The organism is Photorhabdus tasmaniensis (assembly GCF_011189505.1).
Classification (GTDB): Bacteria; Pseudomonadota; Gammaproteobacteria; order Enterobacterales; family Enterobacteriaceae; genus Photorhabdus; species Photorhabdus tasmaniensis.
Map to the genome: position 1 here is coordinate 12,200 of NZ_PUJU01000052.1, position 20,293 is coordinate 32,492.

The 20,293-nt window shown below is 42.7% G+C and carries 19 protein-coding genes and 3 pseudogenes; 16 read left to right on the plus strand and 6 right to left on the minus strand.

Features of this window, described 5'->3' with window-relative positions; translation table 11 throughout:
- The first annotated feature begins 13 nt into the window (after positions 1–13).
- The 12 genes from tssF to C5471_RS18890 all read left to right on the plus strand — a co-directional run bounded on the left by tssF (position 14) and on the right by C5471_RS18890 (position 12,128).
- Complete coding sequence (gene tssF / locus C5471_RS18835) at positions 14–1,825, plus strand: type VI secretion system baseplate subunit TssF (RefSeq protein ID WP_133813529.1); 1,812 nt, start codon at positions 14–16, stop codon at positions 1,823–1,825.
- Positions 1,816–2,778, plus strand: coding sequence for a type VI secretion system baseplate subunit TssG (tssG, locus tag C5471_RS18840; protein WP_133813528.1), 963 nt, complete (start codon positions 1,816–1,818; stop codon positions 2,776–2,778). Before tssF ends, tssG begins: the two co-directional genes overlap by 10 nt.
- Positions 2,779–2,801: 23 nt before the next feature.
- A complete protein-coding gene (locus tag C5471_RS18845) occupies positions 2,802–4,808 on the plus strand; it encodes a type VI secretion system Vgr family protein (protein WP_133813527.1) in 2,007 nt (668 codons plus the stop codon).
- Between the two features lie 34 nt (positions 4,809–4,842).
- Positions 4,843–5,439 carry a DUF6931 family protein gene (locus C5471_RS18850; RefSeq protein ID WP_133813526.1) on the plus strand — a complete coding sequence of 199 codons (597 nt, stop codon included), beginning with the start codon at positions 4,843–4,845 and terminating at the stop codon, positions 5,437–5,439.
- Positions 5,439–5,738, plus strand: coding sequence for a PAAR domain-containing protein (locus tag C5471_RS18855; protein WP_021323682.1), 300 nt, complete (start codon positions 5,439–5,441; stop codon positions 5,736–5,738). Before C5471_RS18850 ends, C5471_RS18855 begins: the two co-directional genes overlap by 1 nt.
- 13 nt (positions 5,739–5,751) lie before the next feature.
- A complete protein-coding gene (gene tssA / locus C5471_RS18860) occupies positions 5,752–6,855 on the plus strand; it encodes a type VI secretion system protein TssA (RefSeq protein WP_339959308.1) in 1,104 nt (367 codons plus the stop codon).
- A gap of 94 nt (positions 6,856–6,949) precedes the next feature.
- Positions 6,950–7,522: a type VI secretion lipoprotein TssJ gene (locus C5471_RS18865; protein WP_242688776.1), complete on the plus strand. Its 573-nt coding sequence runs from the start codon at positions 6,950–6,952 to the stop codon at positions 7,520–7,522.
- A gap of 5 nt (positions 7,523–7,527) precedes the next feature.
- On the plus strand, positions 7,528–8,871 hold the full coding sequence (tssK, locus tag C5471_RS18870; RefSeq protein ID WP_133813523.1) for a type VI secretion system baseplate subunit TssK: 1,344 nt from the start codon (positions 7,528–7,530) through the stop codon (positions 8,869–8,871).
- 53 nt (positions 8,872–8,924) lie between these two features.
- Complete coding sequence (locus tag C5471_RS18875; protein WP_166296267.1) at positions 8,925–9,551, plus strand: DotU family type IV/VI secretion system protein; 627 nt, start codon at positions 8,925–8,927, stop codon at positions 9,549–9,551.
- Between the two features lie 15 nt (positions 9,552–9,566).
- The gene (locus C5471_RS18880; RefSeq protein ID WP_242688778.1) at positions 9,567–9,932 is read left to right on the plus strand and encodes a hypothetical protein; all 366 of its coding nucleotides are present in this window, start codon (positions 9,567–9,569) and stop codon (positions 9,930–9,932) included.
- A gap of 72 nt (positions 9,933–10,004) precedes the next feature.
- Positions 10,005–10,583: a plasmid pRiA4b ORF-3 family protein gene (locus C5471_RS18885; RefSeq protein WP_133813521.1), complete on the plus strand. Its 579-nt coding sequence runs from the start codon at positions 10,005–10,007 to the stop codon at positions 10,581–10,583.
- Positions 10,584–10,727: 144 nt separating this feature from the next.
- Entirely contained in the window at positions 10,728–12,128 is a 1,401-nt protein-coding gene (locus C5471_RS18890; protein ID WP_133813520.1) for an ISKra4 family transposase, read from the plus strand.
- A 291-nt stretch (positions 12,129–12,419) separates the two neighbouring features.
- Here the strand turns inward: C5471_RS18890 and C5471_RS18895 are convergent, their stop codons facing one another.
- Together C5471_RS18895 and C5471_RS18900 are read right to left on the minus strand one after the other, a co-directional pair.
- Positions 12,420–12,854 carry a PIN domain-containing protein gene (locus C5471_RS18895; RefSeq protein WP_133813519.1) on the minus strand — a complete coding sequence of 145 codons (435 nt, stop codon included), beginning with the start codon at positions 12,852–12,854 and terminating at the stop codon, positions 12,420–12,422.
- The gene (locus C5471_RS18900) at positions 12,854–13,072 is read right to left on the minus strand and encodes an AbrB family transcriptional regulator (protein WP_133813518.1); all 219 of its coding nucleotides are present in this window, start codon (positions 13,070–13,072) and stop codon (positions 12,854–12,856) included. Before C5471_RS18900 ends, C5471_RS18895 begins: the two co-directional genes overlap by 1 nt.
- 394 nt (positions 13,073–13,466) lie before the next feature.
- Here C5471_RS18900 and C5471_RS18905 point away from each other — a divergent pair, with 394 nt between their 5' ends.
- A complete protein-coding gene (locus tag C5471_RS18905) occupies positions 13,467–14,186 on the plus strand; it encodes a helix-turn-helix transcriptional regulator (RefSeq protein WP_133813517.1) in 720 nt (239 codons plus the stop codon).
- Between the two features lie 57 nt (positions 14,187–14,243).
- On the opposite strand, the pseudogene C5471_RS18910 reads toward C5471_RS18905, so the two are convergent.
- The 3 genes and pseudogenes from C5471_RS18910 to C5471_RS18920 all read right to left on the minus strand — a co-directional run.
- Positions 14,244–14,465 (minus strand): annotated as a pseudogene (locus C5471_RS18910) (helix-turn-helix domain-containing protein).
- A gap of 945 nt (positions 14,466–15,410) precedes the next feature.
- Positions 15,411–16,295 carry an IS982 family transposase gene (locus C5471_RS18915; protein WP_133813516.1) on the minus strand — a complete coding sequence of 295 codons (885 nt, stop codon included), beginning with the start codon at positions 16,293–16,295 and terminating at the stop codon, positions 15,411–15,413.
- Between the two features lie 689 nt (positions 16,296–16,984).
- Positions 16,985–17,492: pseudogene (locus tag C5471_RS18920) on the minus strand (helix-turn-helix domain-containing protein); the annotation flags it as partial.
- 591 nt (positions 17,493–18,083) lie between these two features.
- On the opposite strand from C5471_RS18920, the pseudogene C5471_RS18925 reads away from it, so the two are divergent.
- A pseudogene (locus C5471_RS18925) lies at positions 18,084–18,305 on the plus strand (helix-turn-helix domain-containing protein).
- Positions 18,306–18,362: 57 nt separating this feature from the next.
- On the opposite strand, the gene C5471_RS18930 reads toward C5471_RS18925, so the two are convergent.
- Positions 18,363–19,085: a helix-turn-helix transcriptional regulator gene (locus tag C5471_RS18930; protein ID WP_133813515.1), complete on the minus strand. Its 723-nt coding sequence runs from the start codon at positions 19,083–19,085 to the stop codon at positions 18,363–18,365.
- A gap of 560 nt (positions 19,086–19,645) precedes the next feature.
- Here C5471_RS18930 and C5471_RS18935 point away from each other — a divergent pair.
- A complete protein-coding gene (locus C5471_RS18935; protein ID WP_133813514.1) occupies positions 19,646–20,023 on the plus strand; it encodes a Tn3 family transposase in 378 nt (125 codons plus the stop codon).
- A gap of 124 nt (positions 20,024–20,147) precedes the next feature.
- Positions 20,148–20,293 (plus strand): Tn3 family transposase (locus C5471_RS25385; protein WP_166296265.1); only part of this gene is annotated, 146 nt, incomplete at its 3' end.

A 20,293-nucleotide genomic window follows, 5' to 3' on the forward strand; every position in this document is an offset into this window, starting at 1 on the left:
GACAGATCATAATATGATATTATTACCACAGAAAATACTGACTTATTATAATCGGGAGCTGAGTTACTTAAGGCAATATGGTGCCGCTTTTTCTCAGCATTTTCCTAAAATTGCTAAACGTCTTGGATTTGCGGAGGGCGTTTCAGAAGATCCCCATGTAGAACGGTTAGTAGAATCTTTTGCTTTTTTGACGGCCAAGATTCATCAACGTATTGATGAAGATATGCCGGAATTGAACAACGCAATGCTGGAAGTACTGGTGCCACAATTCTTACGTCAGATCCCGTCGGTGTCGTTGGTACAGTTTCAGCAAGACCCGTTGGCATCGGGTGTGACTGGCGTGATGACAGTAGCACGGCATACGCCGTTAATTTCTCAGCCAGTCGGTGATGTGGCTTGCAGTTTCCGCACGGTATATCCGCTGGAAATGTTGCCATTGGATTTAACCCACGCAGAACTGATGCCAGATCCTTATGATCGGGATTTTATCTTAACGCTGAATGTCACGCTGTGGCCGGGGGCCAGCTTTCAGGCGCGCCATATTCGGTTGTACTTACATGGAACGCCGATACTGGCCCATAGCTTATATGAACTGTTATCGGCCCAGGTTAAGCAATTGGAATGCCGGCTGGGTGAGCGTGTATTTAGCATGGATAGCCGAAATATTCAGGTCGTGGGTTTCGATCCGCAAGATAACTTGTGTGTTGATGATCTGATGATAAATCCGACTCATCATCTGTTCCGCGATTATTTTAGTTTTCCAGAACGGTTCTTATTTCTGGATATTCCGTTGCCTGATGCGGGGTTAATCACTAAATCAGCCGGAGAACTGCATTATCGTTTCCGGCTTAAGGATTGTGCTGCATTGCGTCGTATTGAGCGTATGAGCGATAAAGTTGATAGTGAAACTTTTCGGCTAAACTGTGTACCCGTAGTAAATCTTTTTTCTCATCAGGCGGAACCGATTATCCCGTTGGAAACTGAGCACGAATATCTGGTTCAGCCGGATGCGCGTCGTCCACAAAGCATGGAAGTCTATACCATTGATCGGGTTGAGATTGTCAGCCGTCAGCAAGAGCAATTGAGTTCTAGATCGATACCGTCATTATTCGGTATTGAACATGCACAAGATGGCGAACAGCCTCTGTTGTTCTGGCAAGCGTCACCTCGCCGTTCACTCAGGCACAACGAAACGGGAATGAATATGTTTATCGGTTTTTCCGATAGCAGTGGTGAGCAATTAAAGCCAGAAACCGATGTGGTGGTATTGAATTTAACCTGTACCAATCGTGATATGCCACGGCTGTTGAGCAATGGTCATCCTGATGGGGATTTTGAATCAGAAGTTGCTTTGCCGGGCGTAAAAATTCTGGGATTGATCCGCCCCCGATTTCCGGTGCGCCCACAACCGAACTGCGCATTGAACTGGCGTTTGGTATCACAGCTCAATCTGAACCAAATGTTGCTGAGTGGCTCGCAAGGCGTTCAGTGCCTGAAAGAGACGCTGGAGCTGTACAACTTACATAGTGATCCCGCTATATCGCAGTTAATTGCACAGTTACAACAGATTGCTGTTGTGCCGGTGAGTGCACGCCTGAATCCGGCTGATCCCTATTCTCTGGCGCGTGGATTGGAAGTGACGTTGACATTCCAGACACCGGCGGGTGAGTTTGTCGATTTTTATCTTTTTTGCAGTCTACTGGAACGTTTTATCGCTATGTATGCGCCAATTAACAGTTTCACGCAGACAGTGACTCAATTGGAGTCGGTCAATAATAGTATGCGTCGTTGGCCTCGTCGTAGCGGGAGGCTGACATGGCTTTAGAAAATAGGATACGTCTGGCCGGTGGCCGCTTTTATCAGAATGTTCGTCGTCTGCTTAAACGCTGTCACTATCGTCAGAGTCACGAAACCGCAATTATCCCTGATGATGTGGTGCAATTTAGCTCGGTCCTTACGCTGGATGCACCGGAAAGTGAAGTGGACTCTTTGTTGCCACCGCAACAGGAGGGTGAGCAGTATCACATGGCGGTGTATCACTTTGGGTTGCTGGGAACTTTTGGTGCATTACCGTTGCGCTATACCGAATGGTTGATTGATCGGCGTTATCGCTATGGTGATGAATCAGCTCAAGCGTTTATCGATATTTTTACCCATCGTCTGCTCAGTCTGCGTTTTCAGGCGTGGCAGAAATATCGGTTATTTGTTAATGCCGAATTGCGAAGCCGTCGGGCGTTACCCGCGATCATTCCAGCAGTTGCCGGGCAATTAACAGCAAGTGAAACTCAGCATGTTTATCCTGCCTGCGTTGGCTTGTTGGCAACATCTGTCCGCTCAATGGTGAATTTGCAACATCTGTTACAGCGGGAATTTAACATGGCGATCAGTATTCAGCCGTTTCGGGGACGTTGGCAATATGTAGAGCAAATGCACTGTTGTTGCCTGGGCCGCAGTTTGTTGGGTGATAACCCGATGTTGGGGCGTGCTTACTGGGATATTCAGTCAGGATTTCATATTCAGCTGGGTCCGTTTGCAGCCCAGCAGCGCGCCGATTTTATGCCGGGAAATGAACGATATCGCAGATTGACGCGGTGGGTGTGGCAATTTGCTGGTCCGTTGCTCTCTTTCTCGCTGGAATTGTTGGTACAGCACGATGGGCGAGGCAATAGATTAAATGGCAGCCGTCGATTGGGATGGGACGGTTGTTTGGGGGATACCGGCGATACCCATATTCAGCATGTGTATCTGGGAGAATGTGTGAGTCCTTATACGGTTTGAACAAAAAATTCAGGTGAAAAAATATGCTGTTAGGGCAAAAGAATCGTTTTTTACAGGTTATCGGCAGTCTGTCAGATATTGTGGCGCTGAGTAAAATCAGAGGAGAAGAGCGCTTGTCTCGTCCTTATTCCTTTTCTGCTGAGCTTTATTCCAGCGCGGACTGGGACAAACTGGAGTCTTATATTGGTAAACCATTGGCATTTCGTATTGGTGAAGCACCAAATCACCGTATTGTGCATGGCATATTGACGGAATTGCAGCAACAAGGTTTTACCGACGGTCAGTTTTGTTATCAGGCGCGAGTTGAACCGTGGCTGAAAATGTTGACGTTAACCAGTAACCTGCGTGTTTATCAACGCATCAGTGTACCGGATATGGTGTGTGATATTTTCCGTAAACGTGGGTTTAACGATGTTGAATTAGCGTTAAAAAGCAGTTATCCGAAACTTGAATATTGCATGCAATACAAGGAGTCAGATTTTGATTTTGTGACACGCCAACTGGAACAGGCAGGTATTTTCTATTTTTTCCGCCATGAAGAAGGACGCCATGTATTGGTGCTAGCCGATCACCCTTCGACGTTTATTAACGCCCCTCTGGCTGTATTGCCGTATCAGTCGAAGCTCGGTAGTCAGCAAGGATACGGGCTGCGCGCCTGGCAGATTTATCGCACGATGATCCCAGGTATGGCGGAAATGAGTGGCTATAACGTTAAAAATGCATCGGTAGTTAGCGCCAGTGCTAAAGCGAATAGTGGTTATTCCGTCAATCCGAAACTTTCTATCTATGACGATCGGCGGCAGGAGGATCGTAATCAGCTGGAGGCGCAGGCGGCGCTGTGCATGAAACAATGGGAATCACAGTCGCATTATGCAAATGCGGTTAATAGTTATCCCGGTTTGCAAGTTGGACATCAATTGACGTTGAAAGGGCATATCAGCGCTGATGGGCGTTATGCGGTGGGCAGTCAGCAATTAAAAGCGGAAAGTAATCTGGAGGAAGGCGGGTTGTTGTTTTCGTCGCAGGTGACGCTGTTTCCGGCAAATAAAACATTCCGCCCATGTCCTTCAGTTACGCGGCCCTATATTGCGGGTGTGTTGTCTGCGTTGGTTGTGGGCGCGGCATCGGAGGAGATCCATACCGATGCACAGGGGCGTATCAAAATCCAATTTCACTGGGATAAAGAGCACAAAAAAAATGATGACAGCTCTTGTTGGGTACGTGTGAGCCAGTTTTGGAATGGTACAAAGTTTGGTGCTCAATTTGTGCCACGTGTGGGAAGTGAAGTGCTGGTGAGTTTTGTCGACGGCGATCCCGATAGTCCGCTAGTGACTGGAACGGTTTATAACGGAGTGAAGATGCCTCCGTTTGCGTTGCCGGGACAAAAAACGCAAAGCGGCATTGCTACTCGCAGCAGTGCAAAAGGTACGGTGGAGCAAGGGCATCAATTTTGTTTCGAAGATAAGAAGGGTGAAGAATTTATTTTGCTTCACTCACAAAAAGATCTGCGTCTAAAAGTGAAAAATGATTTTTCGGCGAATATTGGTCGTAATGCCTCATGGGAAATTGAAGAGAAGCGCGATACAACAATTAAAAAAGGCCACGATACGTTAATTCTGAATGAAGGTCATGCTGTCACCGAGGTGAAAAAAGGCGATAAGAAGCAAACACTGGATCGCGGCAATTTCACCACGACTGTCAGCGCAGGCAGCTATTCTCTGGAGGTATCCAGAGGCAGCGCCAAAATTAACGCTGGACAACACTGCACGATTACGGCCAATCAGGGAATTGAGCTGAAAGTGGGAGCCAGTAAATTGTCGATTACCCCTGCGGGGATCACCATCAAAGCGCCATCTGTCACGGTAGAAGGGTCAGGGAAACTGGCATTGAAGAGCAGTGGTGTGGCAGAACTCACGGGAACCACAGTTAAAGTACAGGGCAGTGCAATGGCACAGTTAAAAGGCGGCATTGTTCAGGTGGATGCGACCGGTATTGCGATGGTGAAAGGGATCTTGACCAAGATTGGTTAATAGTGGAATCAACGGATAATGAGAGTTTGGAGCAATGGCTAAATTACGACACTGTCAGCTTTCGTCACAGGCGGAGTTGGTATTACAGCAACACGTAGCACATGAGCAGAATCTATCGGCACTTAGCCAGGAAATGTTGTGGCAGGATGCTGTGTTCTACACCATTTTCATGTTGCCTTACACCCAGGCTTTGGAACTGGCACTGACATTTATCTCCTGTGTTTATGAACGGGATCTGGGGCAGGAACAGCGGTTGCTGTTGCAGCAGGTGCGACACTGGCGCGCTAATGGGGGTGACCTGTTACGTCATGAATTGTTCGAGCAGGCACAGACTATTGGGTTTGATAACCCTATCTCGTGTCTGGCGCTGTCGGTTTTCTGGAGCGAGGGCAGCATGACAACGCCGGATCTTGAAGATGTTTATCCGCAGCCGTGGCAGTCACTGGCGGCACTGGCAGATGCGCTGTGTCTGATCCTGCACTTTTATGGTGAACAGCCGGAACAGCAAACGCCGTATGTCGAACAGTTTTTCCAACTGGCGCATGGGCACTTAAGGCAATTGACACCATCACAGGATCAAGGCCGCAAAAACTATCTATACCATGAAGCTATGTTATCAGGAGAAAAATGATGCCAATGCCAGCAGCTCGGGTAGGTGATATGCATATTTGTCCAATGATGTCTCCTGCTGTACCCCCCATACCGCATGTGGGCGGCCCGATTATGCCGCCAGGCGTACCAACCGTTCTGATTGGTGGCTTACCCGCTGCGACGATGGGGTCATTATTGGTGTGTGTGGGGCCACCGGATACGGTGGTGATGGGAAGTCCAACGGTGTTGATTGGCGGACGGCCAGCGGCCAGACTTGGCGATTTGTGCGCGCATGGCGGCACGATCACGACAGGCTATCCGTTGGTGATTATTGCCTGAAAGGGAAGCAAGCGTGAATTTAGCACAGACAGACATCACACGTTTTTTACATCCTATCTCTGCTGATACACCAGCGGGATGTGATATCGAATATGAACCTCTTTTTGAACAGATAAGCGCTGCGCGTGAAGTTGATGAGGATCTCCCACAGGATGATGAGTGGGGATATGAAACACGTCAGGCTGACTGGCCTCAGGTTTCAGGGTTGTGCCAGGAAGTATTGGAAAAGCACAGTAAAGACTTACAGATAGCTTGTTGGCTAACTCAGGCACAAGGGAAACTGTATGGTTTGGCAGGTATTGCTGGCGGTATTACATTACTTGCCAGCCTACTGGAGACTTTTTGGCCGGTACTGTATCCGCCGTTGGATGATGAAAAAGGAAACCGTGCTGATGCCCGTCTTGGTCGGTTGAGTTGGCTGGATAAACAACTGGTCAAACAGCTGGATAACCTGACACTGACTAGTGATGGTAAATTGAGTCTGAGCGTTTGGCAGCGAGTACAGTATTTTGAACAACGTGTCGCGGCTAATAGTGAATTACGCGCTCCCCTGATCAGTGATGGCTATTTCGGGATCGCTGAATGTGATGACAGTATTCGCGCTACGCCAGCTGAACAATTTGACCAGCTATTGGCACAGGCAGAACAAGTCAAGCAAGCATTGGAAAAACTACACCAAATTATGGCGGGTCTGGTACCAGATACTGGCAACAGTATGAGTGCTAGCGCCCAGCGATTACAGGAGATGGTGGCATTAATCACGCGTTTTCATGAAATTGTTGCGCCGGAAGCCACGCAGCAATATCACGGTGGGGAAGTGTTATCGGGAGGAACAGCGGCAAATGGTATCAATGCAATGTTGGCAGAAAATACAATGTTGGCAGAAGATCGGTCGCATCATGAAATACGCGCTGTTGCCATTGGGCAGATGATCAATATCGCCAATTATTTTCGTAAGAATGAACCCACCAGCCCGGTGCCATATTTAATGGAACGGGCAGCTCGTTGGGCAAATATGGGAATGGCCGAATGGCTGGAGGAAATGATGGAAGATAATACCTCAGCGCGACAGGAAATTATACGCGTGATAAAAGGACCAGAGAAAAATAGAGAGTAAAATAATGAAGAATAAGATGAATTTTTATAATGTTATTAAACGTAGCTTCTCAGTATTACTAATGATTTTTTTAATCAGTGGTTGTAGTGATTCAATGTCTAATAATGAAAAACGATTACAAGCGATTGAACAAGCTAAACCTATTTACACTAGCAATGCGATTCGTTTAAAAATGATAGCTGATCCACAGCTGAATGTTTTTAATAATATGCCAAATAGTTGCACGATATTAATTGCTCAGGCGGAGAAACGTGAACAATTGGATAAATTACTGGCTAATCCCTCGCTATTACGCAATTTATTTGCGGGTACGGGTGCAACAGAAAATATATTACAGCTTGATAATTATGTGATGATGCCGGGGCAATCTGTATTTTTACATATTGACAGAGCGGAACAGGCACGCTATGTCGCGCTGATTGCTGGTTATTATCCTGCTCCAGAAAGCGCACATGTGCGGGTATTATCGCTACCGTTGCGTCTTGAGCAAAGTGGTTGGTGGAATAAATCCTGGAGTGCTGAGTTTGTTCCTATGAATATTGATTTAATGCTGGGGCGCTATGCGATTACCCGGAGTCATGTCTTTGCGGGCAATGCGGGAGATGAGGTGATTTTCCCCGGGCAGGCAGCAGTATCTGATAATAATGGGAATCTGTTGAGGAAGTAAACGCCATGTTTGAACATAAACCGATGTATTGGTATTCAGGATTGTATTTACAACCGCAACATTTTCAGGCGCATGAATTGCAACATGAATATTGGCAAGGACGTTATCAGCTATTGACTCAACCTTATGCTTTCGGTGTCGTGAGGCTGGTGTTTAATCTGGCCGCGCTGAGTGATGAAGTACTCAGTGTTCATAAAGCGGCATTCGTTTTTCCTGATGGTTGTTATGTGGATTGTGATGTGAATGGTGTGCTCAGTGCCCGCTCACTGTGCGATTGCTGGCCGGAACGTGAAAAACCACAGCGCATTTATATTGGCTTGCGGACGTTTAATCATAACCAGAGTAATGTTACCGGTGTCGCGGATGCGACTAGTGTAGGCGATATTACTAGCCGTTGGGTGACATGGCCACAAGAGCAGCGGATGCGGGATGCTTTTGGGGAAGGGCCAGAGGCAGAAGTGCAGCAACTCACTTATAACTTACGTTTTTTTCTGCATGATGAGATTGCACAGGCAACGGGCTATACGCTGTTACCTGTGGGCCAACTGCGCTGTACGGGTGATGGTATTGAATTGGATAACCGCTACTTGCCGCCATGTTTGACGTTATACGCCGTGCCACAATTGGGACAGCGTATTGATCAACTTTGCCAGGAATTGATAGGACGAGTCCATCAACTGGAAGAGCTAAAGCGTCCGCAAACATTGGAAGCGGAAGTTTATACTCAGGAGAAGAGCACATTATTGCTGACACTGCGTACTCTGGTGCGTTATGTCGTGCAGTTGCATCACTACCAGGAGACGCGTGATGTTCATCCTTTACAGATTTTTGGGCTATTGCGTCAACTGATCAGTGAACTTTCCTGTTTTACTGACCGTTGCTCTTTTTTGGGGGAATGGAATGGCCGGGAGGGGACACGGGAGAAATATCAGCATTTGGATCTGGCTTTAACACTCAATAGTTGTGAGCGAACAATTATCGATCTGCTCAATGCGCTGGTGCTAGAACCGAACACGGTCATCCCACTGCAACAGGAATACAGCGGTTATTATCATGCGGCGTTCAACGTAACAGGTGCGAGTGAACAGCAACGGATCTATTTGGTGCTGCGCTCTGACAGCTTAACTCACAGCGAGCGTGAAATTCCTGATGATCGTTTGATTAAGTTGGCGGCTGCGGAACAGATTGACGGCATTATTAATCGTGCTTTGCCTGGAGTGCGTTTGTATTACCAGGAGATTGCTCCACACGGTTTACCTAACCGAATGAATACCCGTTATTTCCGGGTAGAGAATCGTGGCGCGTTGTGGCGGCAGGTAGAAGATAGCGAACGCGTGGCGGTGCACTAGGCTGATGCGCCGGACGATTTACAGATAGAAATCGTTATAGTGAGAGTGTCGTGATGCGCTTGTTGGATTGTTACATTCCGGTATTTACCTGTGTGTTGCGTATGATCCAGCAGCAGGTGAATCAAGCCGAAGAGCTGCGGCAGACATTGTTAGCCGCGCTGACGCAGGCGCAGGCGCAGAATGAAGCGCAGCGGCATGGTTATGGATTGCAAGATATCGAAGAGGCGAATTTCGCGGTGGTGGTTTGGGCTGATGAAGCTATTTTGTGCACAGGTCAGAAAGAATTGAATGTTTGGCGACAGTCATCGTTGCAGGCGCAGCTTTATGATGCTGAACTTGGCGGAAATACCTTTTTTGATCGTCTGGCGGCATTAGCTGCGGATAATTATCAAGTTCGGTTGGTCTATGTTTTTTGCCTGCTTTCTGGATTTTATGGGCGTTATGGCAGACGTGACAATTTGGAATTGCACAATATTATCCAACAGGAATTAGATAATTTCCCTGATACTTTGCGTCGTTATATTGCTACAAAAAATCACAGGTTGATGAACACGTGCGATAATATTCTGGAAAATAAGCGGCCCAATAATAAATGGCGTAGGAAATTAATGTTATTAATATTGTCTCTTGCCTCAATTTATATTTTTATCACAGTTTATTTATTGAATATTAGCCGATAAATTCGGAAATTAAACATGAAAAAGTTATTTTATGCCATTGGCTGGCTCAGCGTGATGGTCGTCCTTCTGTTACTCAGTTTAATCATTGCTGTGGCATTTTCATGGCCAACAATCGGTGGTCTGATATTATTTCTTTGCTTATTGCTGTCGTTATTACTGCTACGTGGGACGATGGCATTAATACCGCAAATAACAAATAGGCTGAGTCGGATAAATAGGTTCTGTCGGCAGGGAAATAATCGTCTGGAATATTTACTGTATCAGCATTGGTGGTGGGGAGGACGTTTACAAAGCTGGCGTCGATTCCATTCTCGGTTACACCGTAACGGTCCTGTTCCTCCGTGGTTTCTGGTGGTGGGAGAACGTGGTAGGAGAGCATAAAAAAGTGTGGGGCACTCTGTTCAGTCGGCAATAGAATGAGCAATTAAGCCTATTTTTCTCAGGTAGCTCGCCATGAAAACTTATATCGTGAAAGTCGCCCTTCGGGGTATCAGTCCTATGGTCTGGCACCGATTCAGACTATCAGGCGAGACTTCTTTAGCCGCTTTTCACTATATCATTCAGATCGCGCAGGGATGGCCGGATGATCACCTGCATCAATTCCGTATTTATGGCAAAAATTACGGCATTTCCTACTCCGGTGGGATCGGGTTTCCTGACAACCCCTACAAAATTACGCTTGACGACTTTGAATTTGATGCCGATGACCGTTTTACCTACGAGTACAACTTTTTCGAGCACTGGCTTCACGATATCCGTATTGAAACAGTTCTCGAAAATTCTAACCTGAAGTCTCCTTTTTGTTTGGCCGGAAACAGAATGCCCGAGGCGACGTTAGCCGATGAAACCGCTAAAACACTGGCACTACTCAACCCGATTATTCATGCTGATGAAACAACAACAGTCAGAGAAATTCGCCCATTGATAGATGATCTTGATACTGTCAGATTCAACCGGCTAAAGGTTAACCGCCAATTGCATAAACTTAACCTTGATTCGCCTGAACTGGAGCCGGTTGTGATATGGCTGTAGCGGATAGGGTGATCGGTATCCACAAAGGTATAAAATTAAAGCTGGCCTGCGATAACGTGGGATTAGGTGTTTCTACGTATTATAAATTGCGTCACCGGCTAAAAAACGGGGATATAAAATAGTCATTCCCCGGAGGACAGTATCATGCAATTCACGATCCAAATAGCGGTGGCCGATAAATCAGGTCACAGTCATACTGAGACACTATTCACGATAGAAAAACAAAATGATTCCCCAAATGACATTGGGCTTTCCTTGTCTGAATCCAAATTGCTTTTGAACGCTATCCAGCAATCGGTGATCCAGAAACAGGCGGTTGAATACCTGAATGAACGTCGTGCTTGTCCTCATTGTCAACGAAATCGACGGATAAAAGGCAAACAGACAATTCAGTATCGAACCTTGTTTGGCATTATCCCCGTGGAGGGATTTCGGGTTTACCGGTGCGCTTGTGAGAAACATTCAACCCAAACCGTTAGCTTGCTCAATCACTGGTGCAATGCGCATACTCACCCGGAACTCAAGTATATAGAAACCCGGTGGGCTTCACTGATGTCTTATGGATTGACCGCCAGTCTGCTCAAAGATATTCTGCCGGTGGGAGAATGCTGTAATGCCGCCACAGTCAGAAATCATCTCTGCCAGACGGCCAAGAGACAAGAGGCCGAATTAGAGGGGTTGCCTGATTTTCTCCCCGGTGATCCCAGAGAATGGGAAAAATTACCCAAACCGGGAAAACCGATGACGGTTGGCATTGATGGTGGCTACGTCAGAAATCGGGACGATAGAAAACATCATTTCGAAGTCATCGCCGGAAAATCATTCGCTACTCATGTCCCAACCAAACGCTTTGGTTTTGTGCAATGTCTGGAAAATCATGCCCGAAGAAAACTTATGGCTCAGTTATCTTCACAGGGAATGCAGGCTAATCAACAAATTACTTTCTTATCAGATGGCGCTGATAATCTCAGGGAGCTGCAATTTAATTTGTACCCTGAATCCCAGCACGTGCTCGACTGGTTTCATATCACGATGCGCCTGACCGTACTAAAACAATATGCCAAAGGGGTATCTAAAAACGCGCCGGAACTCGGTGCAGAATTATTGGACTCTTTAACCAGTACAAAATGGTCTATCTGGCATGGAAATGTGATTAAGGCATTAGAACACCTGGATGATTGTGCTGCGATGTGTGATGAGGACATATCGCATTATGGTAACAATAAATCATTGTTAAAACATCTCGATGAAATGTATACCTATATTGAAAATAACAGCATGATGATCCCGAATTACGGTGAAATGTACCGATATGGCGAACCAATTTCTTCATCATTTGTTGAATCGACGATCAATGAAGTTATCGCTAAACGGATGGTGAAAAAGCAGCAAATGCAATGGAGTCAACAAGGAGCGCATGACTTACTTCAGACACGCACAGCGGTACTTAATGATGATTTGAAAACCCAATTTGAGCATTGGTATCCGGACATAAAATTAGGTGACGAAACGGAGCATTATTGGACAGAAACGGTTGCTGCATAAATGCCCCACACTTTTTTATGCTCTCTACTTATGGCGTGCGGGGGTTGATTTGAGCAATACATGCGTTATAATCCTTCTCAGGTTTCTAACCTAGCCCTGGTTATCATGTCCGCTCGCCAAAGTAGAGCATGATTTTCGGGGCTTTGTTTTTTGGGTCTATCTTAACCCTTCCCATCGTCACATCACGGCGTGACCAACCAAAATGCTTCTGTACAAATATAATAAATCTCAACAACTTTAGCACTTACTTATAACAGGATCAATTTTAAGATCCGTTGATTCCACTTCACCTTAAGGTTCTTCTGTGCCGTCGATCTCCAGTGCGGCTTTATCAAAAGTATAAAGCGGCGAAACCGGCTCTTTGTTTTTCACCCCATACCGCTGAGACTTATTCACTATCAATGCGTCCGCAAAGTCGGCCTGCTTAATCTTACCGCCGCATTTAATCGGCTTCGCATTGATATAGTCATCCAATGCACACCAGAGCGCATAGCCATCTTCAAAAACAACATTAGGCTCTTCAATCAGGCTATGCAACACATCTACCAGCGACTCTTTAGGCAGCAAGTAACGCTTACCTCTCAATGTCCAAATTGTCTCGACTAAGACCACATCGGCGATCAATATTTTCTGCTTACCTTCAAAGAGTGCATTGGCCTTTTGAGACTGGTTCGCGTCATCTTGCAGCAGATATCTGAGTACGACGTTTGTATCTACTGCAATCATCAGTGTATGGCACTCTCAATTGACTCTTCTTCACTCACCTGGTGATCGACTGAGATACCCTTCAATATCCCCTTTGCGGCACATTTGCGCTTTGTGACAACTGAAATGATCCCTTTCCGGCTGACGAAACTCTCATACTCGTCACCTGGCTGAATACCAGCTACCGAACATTGCTCAATCGGTAACGTCACCTGCCTTTTCTGGCTAACTATTGGCATAACACCCCCTTTACTAAATATGATAAGTAAAGATACACACGTCTTTACATTTTGTCAATAGTAAATTGGAAGTTAAGATAACAGGGGGTCCAGTATGTTGTACTACGTGTATAAAATATCTAATGAATCTTAAAGAATTATATTATGTATAATATATTTAAATTAATAGAAAAAATAACCACCAGATTGTAATGGTTTATTAAAAATATAATCAATAATTAAAACTTTATATAATATAAAATATTAACATATTGAAGATATTTGCAGGAAGTTCCGTATCAAATGAAGTGCCTCATTTGAAATTTATAAACATAATTACCTATTACGTTGTAAAAGTGATAACCTTACATAGAATTTATTCTAGTTTTACAGCTTAATCATGATGGGTGAAATTATGAATGATAAAAGTATGAGTTTCTCTGTAAACAAAGATTTGGATGTTCGTTCAAAAAGCTTTGACGCCTTCATTTCATACATGGAAAATAGCAACGATTTTTGGCTTATAAAAGACAACGAATCTCGATTTGTCTATATTAATGATGTTACGCATTATTACAGTGGGCTTCCTACAGGCTTTAATATAGAAGGTAGGCTTGATAATGAATGTCCAGCTCCGTGGGCTGAATTTTCAGATATTATACAAGCCAACGATAAAAACGTAATGACTAGCCAAAAAACTATTCCAGTATTAAACACCTTTACTTATGGCGGTAAAGAAAAAATGATCCAGCCGTTTCTAGTTGACATTACACCGCTAATGAAGGATGGGAAATGCATTGGGGTTGTTGGTCACGGCAAAAAACTCGAAATTTATTCCATGTATCATTTTGAAAATAATAGACATCCCGATTCATTAACTTTTGGCACACCAGATTTATTTACTGACAGAGAGTTCGATATAGTATTTTTTGCTTTGCAGTCACTAAGTGCTAAAGATATAGCTAAAAAATTAGGTATTACTTATAGAACGGTACAAAGTAGACTACAGATAATTTATCAAAAAATAGGGATAAATTCATTAAGACAGTTAAAAGAATATTGTAGAGGTAAGGGGTATGATAACTATGCTCCTACCAGATTTATTAATCCTAATCCTTATATACCTCTAGTATAGATGCACAACAATATGCCATAAGGGTTCTGCTAAGCAGAACCCTTAAAAAGTTGAAGTTTATTTTAATTCATACCTATATCTGCTAGGCCATATTTCGCAAGGCTCACAATTCAAGGCAGTAGCAATAAGTTATTCACCCTTAGGCCACGAGCGATGCAATGCATTGCTTAACGTGGATGATGCAAGCCCCGCTTCTCTTGAAACCGCTGATAACGATGTACCTCGTTTTCTAAGTCCAGCAATGATATCAGCAGGGTGCCAATCGTTTTTTACAATCATTTGTTATCCTTATCTCAGTTTGGTTATTCAAGGTGCTTTTCTTTCAGATTAATATCTTTATATTGTATTGTTACAGCTTTTTCCCTGAGTCCGCCCCGGCGGAATACTAAAAAATAATTATCATTAATAACTTTAATTGATTAGAATTTTTAAAAAATTTAGTTGTTTTTTGTAATGCAGGAAGTGCATTAAATACATTAGCGAAAGTCTTTACAGAAACTTTCCAATTACTAGGGGCTGTAGCTGTTCAGTAATTCCTCTTAAAATATCAACAGCCCCTAGGAATGACGCCAGAAAATCATGTTGTTTATTCCGTATAATTATGAAATAAAAGATTTAGACTTCCCTGATACTATTGTTTTGGCGTACACTTTTTCAGTTCTAAAATGTACCAGCCTTAAGAATTGATTTATTAGCGGGTATAAATCGTCACCTTTAGAGATTAGAGATGCTAAAATATAACATGCACGCCCGATGTCTCTTGCTTCAATAATGAGGTCTAGAAGATCTGTTTTAATTGTGTTATCATACTTAATCGTCATATAAACATCCATCCACGTTACGGATTTATGTGGTAGATAGGGGCATATGGTCAGATATATGCCCCTATCGCATATTTACAACCTACTTAATCGGTGGGATGCCTTATTATGAATCATTAAGTTGATTAGCATAAATTTTTGCTAAAACTGCGGATAGTCTAAGCCCATCGATTAGCTTATTATTATTTGAATTATTTTCATATATTCTTATTTCTTTAAATATATTTAATGCAAAATTATTAACGGCGTCAGATTGTATTTTATTATATAGGGGTTTGGGGAGCAACGGAACAGTAAACGCTGTTAAGTGGTCAATTTAAATAGCCAAAAATAAACCAGCCAATTTACATTGTGCATTGCCATTTTTAGCCGCCGCATTTACGATAGCCAAATTAACTTAACCTCAGCTTCGTTTAAAAATAGCGATATCACAATCCCGTAAATTCAAGCTCGGTTTTTTAGGTTGGAATGTATAAGCAATTAAGCCAGCGACGATTTCCAATAAAAAACCGAGCTGACTGCGGTGTCTTGAATGCTCTATCTGAGAAATATTTTTGAGCTGATCTACGACCGTTTCTATCAAAAATCGCTTTTTTAACATCAACTTATCCCAGAGAGATAACGCTTTTTCCTTCATGTTATTACGGACATGAGTGATTAACGTTATTCCTTCCGCTTCCAGTTCATCGTACAGGGCTTGTGACAAATATCCTTTATCGCCATACAAACACCCTGTTAACCCTTGTACCAGCGCTTTGACGGGATGACGATCATCTTTGTTTCCTGAGGTCAACTTAACTGCCAAAAGTTCACCACAATCATTGATAACCAGATGAAGTTTAAAGCCATAAAACCAGCCGGTACTGGTTTTCCCTCGCTGTGCGATGCCCTGAAATACGCGATGACGGGGAATACGGAGGTTGTGACAAACGGCAATTTTAGTTGAATCAATAAAAGCGATCCCCTGGGTTTCAGCTTTGCGTGACGAAAGAAAAGCACAGAGAGGAATGAGCGCCCTTTGCTTCAAGGTTAACATACGGGTGTAGCTGACCAACCGGGGAAAATCGGCCTTAAGATAGTGTTTAACATGCTGAATATAAAACGTTTTAAAATCACGATAATGGCTCATGTGGAATAAAATGAGGATCGTCATCACTTCACTGAGAGAGAGGGAAGCTTCGCGGCGACGTTTGAGCAAGCCATTTTCAATTAACTGTTGATGCCAGAGAGGAATAAATTTTTGGCAAAAGTCATCGACGCAGCAGTAAAGTTCTTCTAAATTAGACATGCCTGAGGATCTCCACGATTTTGTTTTATCTAGCAAAAACTTTGATCGTGCCTCAGGCACTTAGTTCCCTTCTTAAGCAAACCTCAGGTTAGTTACATCTAAACTTTAACGCATTTTACGTCCGGATCTTCCTCATCTACCTTCAGCATTGGCAGACCACCCGCCACTACTGCCTATCGTGCCTGTCTTACAAACGTCAACCTTTCGTAGCTATCATATTGATATATAACGGGTAAATTAGATTATTTGGCTGATAGAGATGTCTCGGAAACGTCAAACTTTCGCGATGGCAGTGCTGCACGGTACGAACAGATTTCCGTTTCTGTCTTACAAACGTCAACCTTTCAATAACTATATTATTGAAATTAAAAAACAAAATTAGAGTACCAAGGTTTTAATGTTTTAAGATCAGTCAAGAAAAAAAAGGTTTAAATATATTTAAACATTTCAGCATGTGAATAACTTAAACAGAAATTGAATTTTAAAAACTATTTATTTCTCGTTGTAAGACACTTGCCTTTGCTGATGCAGGGAGTAAAAAAAAAGAGCATAAAAAACCTTGGGGCACTTACACGGCAAAGCAGCTAAAGAAGTCTCACTTAACAACCAGAAAAACCACCAAACCAGAGGACTGATATGGCAGAGAGCCACTTAACGGTGTAAGGGGTCTGACACTCAGTGGAACAAAAATTCGCTTTGGCTTCTGCGATCTTTGCCATTTTCTCATCGTATTCGGGATCAGGTTGTTTTACCATGGGTGCCGCTCTGCTCCAAACAATCCCCGCCTGAGCAAAGTAACGATAGAGGACACTTTGTATCAGAGAAAGGTTGAGTAATTCTAAGGGTATGAGTCATGAGTTCAAGGCTCCAGCGAGAGCGGAGATAGCCTAATTCTTGGGGAGATTGCTGTAATAAGACAAGCAATAGGTTATAGAGAGGGGAGAGATCCCAGACAGCAGGTCGGCCAGCCGGTAAACTTTTGAGTCCTTCGAGCCCATATAATGTAAACCACTCAACCCAACGATTGACGGAAGAGCGCGCGGCATGAAGGGTTTTAGCGACATAAGTCACCATCAATCCCTCATTAAGCATCAATAACGCCGTCAATCGACGGGAATAGTTCTTATCGCGGGTTTTATGGATAAGTTTTCTCATTTTCTGGCATTCATCTTGAGGTATGGGTGCTACGATAGGCATCACTCAGTCCGTGTTGGGGTTTGGGATTTTTCGCAATTGATCAGATCGCAAAAATCGGACTGAGTTCCCTTCCAGTGATCTACTATTATTTTGAAAATTTATTTAGACCTCATTATTGAAGCAAGAGGCATCGGGCGTGCATGTTATATTTTAGCATCTCTAATCTCTAAAGATGACGATTTATACCCGCTAATAAATCAATTCTTAAGGCTGGTACATTTTAGAACTGAAAAATTGCACTTATTAGTCGAATCCGCCTTTTATTTCATAATTATACGGAATAAACAACATGATTTTCTGGCGTCATTCCTAGGGGCTGTTGATATTTTAAGAGGAATGACTGAACAGCTACAGCCCCTAGTAATTGGAAAGTTTCTGTAAAGACTTTCGCTAATGTATTTAATGCACTTCCTGCATTACCAAAAACAACTAAACTTTTTAAAAATTCTAATCAATTAAAGTTATTAATGATAATTATTTTTTAGTATTCCGCCGGGGCGGACTCAGGGAAAAAGCTGTAACAATACAATATAAAGATATTAATCTGAAAGAAAAGCACCTTGAATAACCAAACTGAAATAAGGAGAACAGATGATTGTAAAAAATGATTGGCACCCTGCTGATATTATTGCGGGACTTAGAAAACGAGGTACATCGTTATCAGCGGTTTCAAGAGAAGCGGGGCTTGCATCATCCACGTTAAGCAATGCATTGCATCGCTCGTGGCCTAAGGGTGAATAACTTATTGCTACTGCCTTGAATTGTGAGCCTTGCGAAATATGGCCTAGCAGATATAGGTATGAATTAAAATAAACTTCAACTTTTTAAGGGTTCTGCTTAGCAGAACCCTTATGGCATATTGTTGTGCATCTATACTAGAGGTATATAAGGATTAGGATTAATAAATCTGGTAGAAGCATAGTTATCATACCCCTTACCTCTACAATATTCTTTTAACTGTCTTAATGAATTTATCCCTATTTTTTGATAAATTATCTGTAGTCTACTTTGTACCGTTCTATAGGTAATACCTAATTTTTTAGCAATGTCTTTAGCGCTTAGTGATTGCAATGCAAAAAATATTATATCGAACTCTCTATCAGTAAAAATCTCAGTTGGGTTGCCAAATGATAATGATTCAGGAGGTTTATTAATTTCCATATGATACATTGAAAAAATTTCTAGCTTTCTAGCTCTGCCTACTACGCCAATCGACTCTCCATCTTTTATCAAAGGAGTGACATCCGCCATAAATGGTTGAATAATTTTATCCCTACCACCATACATAAATGTAATCAAAGTAGGAATGACTTTTTTTTCCTCCATCACTCTACGGTCATTAGATTGAATGATATCAGCAACCTCAGACCAATAAACCGGGCACTCACTATCCAGTTTACCTTCAACATTAAACCCTTTGGGTAGTCCGCTATGATGAAGTCCATAATCATTCATATAAATAAATTTCGACTCTTTATCTTTTATATACCAAAATTCACCACAGTTCTCCATGTACGATATAAAGGCATCAAAACTTTTTGAATGAACATCCAAATCTTTGTTTACAGAGAAACTCATACTTTTATCATTCATAATTTCACCCATCATAATGAAGCTGTAAAACTAGAATAAATTCTATGTAAGGTTATCACTTTTACAACGTAATAGGTAATTATGTTTATAAATTTCAAATGAGGCACTTCATTTGATACGGAACTTACTGAAAATATCTTCAATATGTTAATATTGTATAAAGTTTTAATTATTGATTATATTTTTAATAAACCATTACAATCTGGTAGTTATTTTTTCTATTAATTTAAATATACTATACATAATATAATTCTTTAAGATTAATTAGATATTTTATACACGTAGTACCACATACTGGACCAGGGCGAGAACACGAACGTTTTTTGAACTTAAATTGCACGTAACACAATCTAAATATAAACAAAAAACACTCAATTCAACGCTATTCAAGCATTGGGTAGTGCTTTATTTGAGCGATTTGTTCAAAATGCAGCCTTTCATGCTCTCGCCCTGCATACTGGACCCCCTGTTATCTTAACTTCCAATTTACTATTGACAAAATGTAAATGAGCCTGGGCAGGATGGGCGAGATTTCTGACATAAGTCATTAGGTGCTACAAATGACATATCAAAACTTCTTCCGACTGGAAACGTTAAAGGAGTCCAATAATATTGTCGCTAATGCGACCGCCAAATTATCTATTTTCCGACACTACGATATTGAGTCGGATGTGATCCACTCCAGCAGTGATAGGCAACGGTTTGAGAGCCAAAGAAATACAGCCAACGCAAGATATGCATCAAAATACTTCGGTCTTAAAAAAGGAATTTCAGCATTAACACTGGTCGGTAATCATGTGCCAATCAATGCAAAAGTAATAGGCACCCACGAGCACGAGAGTTATTTTGTGTTCGACCTCCTTTACAATAATACGACAGAGATAGATCCCGATCGCCACTCTGTAGATACCCCAGGGCGAGAGCATGAATGCGAGTAAAGTGAGCTAAGTGATTGAAAGTGACTTTTTGATGCAGACAGATATATTTATTTTTATATAAAATAAAGACATTTTTGCTAAAAAATATTATTTTTTCAGAGTAAAAAACGTTCATGCTCTCGCCTTGGTAGATACCCACGGCTCTAATCAGGTTAACTTTTGGATTTTATACGCGTTTGGCTATCAGTTTGCCCCACGTTATAAAAATTTTCCAACAAAAACAGAGGGTATCATTGGGTTTGAGCCGCCAGGGAAATACAGTGAAGAGTT

Bases quoted from the DNA above. Each gene is read 5' to 3' on its own strand.
- C5471_RS18895 (WP_133813519.1), bottom strand. From the start codon at position 12,854: ATGATTGCAGTAGATACAAACGTCGTACTCAGATATCTGCTGCAAGAT.
- C5471_RS18890 (WP_133813520.1), top strand. From the start codon at position 10,728: ATGCAATTCACGATCCAAATAGCGGTGGCCGATAAATCAGGTCACAGT.
- C5471_RS18850 (WP_133813526.1), top strand. From the start codon at position 4,843: ATGGCTAAATTACGACACTGTCAGCTTTCGTCACAGGCGGAGTTGGTA.
- C5471_RS18915 (WP_133813516.1), bottom strand. From the start codon at position 16,295: ATGTCTAATTTAGAAGAACTTTACTGCTGCGTCGATGACTTTTGCCAA.
- C5471_RS18880 (WP_242688778.1), top strand. From the start codon at position 9,567: ATGAAAAAGTTATTTTATGCCATTGGCTGGCTCAGCGTGATGGTCGTC.
- C5471_RS18935 (WP_133813514.1), top strand. From the start codon at position 19,646: ATGACATATCAAAACTTCTTCCGACTGGAAACGTTAAAGGAGTCCAAT.
- C5471_RS18885 (WP_133813521.1), top strand. From the start codon at position 10,005: ATGAAAACTTATATCGTGAAAGTCGCCCTTCGGGGTATCAGTCCTATG.
- C5471_RS18855 (WP_021323682.1), top strand. From the start codon at position 5,439: ATGCCAATGCCAGCAGCTCGGGTAGGTGATATGCATATTTGTCCAATG.
- C5471_RS18905 (WP_133813517.1), top strand. From the start codon at position 13,467: ATGAATGATAAAAGTATGAGTTTCTCTGTAAACAAAGATTTGGATGTT.
- C5471_RS18865 (WP_242688776.1), top strand. From the start codon at position 6,950: ATGTCTAATAATGAAAAACGATTACAAGCGATTGAACAAGCTAAACCT.
- tssK (WP_133813523.1), top strand. From the start codon at position 7,528: ATGTTTGAACATAAACCGATGTATTGGTATTCAGGATTGTATTTACAA.
- C5471_RS18845 (WP_133813527.1), top strand. From the start codon at position 2,802: ATGCTGTTAGGGCAAAAGAATCGTTTTTTACAGGTTATCGGCAGTCTG.
- tssF (WP_133813529.1), top strand. From the start codon at position 14: ATGATATTATTACCACAGAAAATACTGACTTATTATAATCGGGAGCTG.
- C5471_RS18930 (WP_133813515.1), bottom strand. From the start codon at position 19,085: ATGAATGATAAAAGTATGAGTTTCTCTGTAAACAAAGATTTGGATGTT.
- tssG (WP_133813528.1), top strand. From the start codon at position 1,816: ATGGCTTTAGAAAATAGGATACGTCTGGCCGGTGGCCGCTTTTATCAG.
- C5471_RS18875 (WP_166296267.1), top strand. From the start codon at position 8,925: ATGCGCTTGTTGGATTGTTACATTCCGGTATTTACCTGTGTGTTGCGT.
- C5471_RS18900 (WP_133813518.1), bottom strand. From the start codon at position 13,072: ATGCCAATAGTTAGCCAGAAAAGGCAGGTGACGTTACCGATTGAGCAA.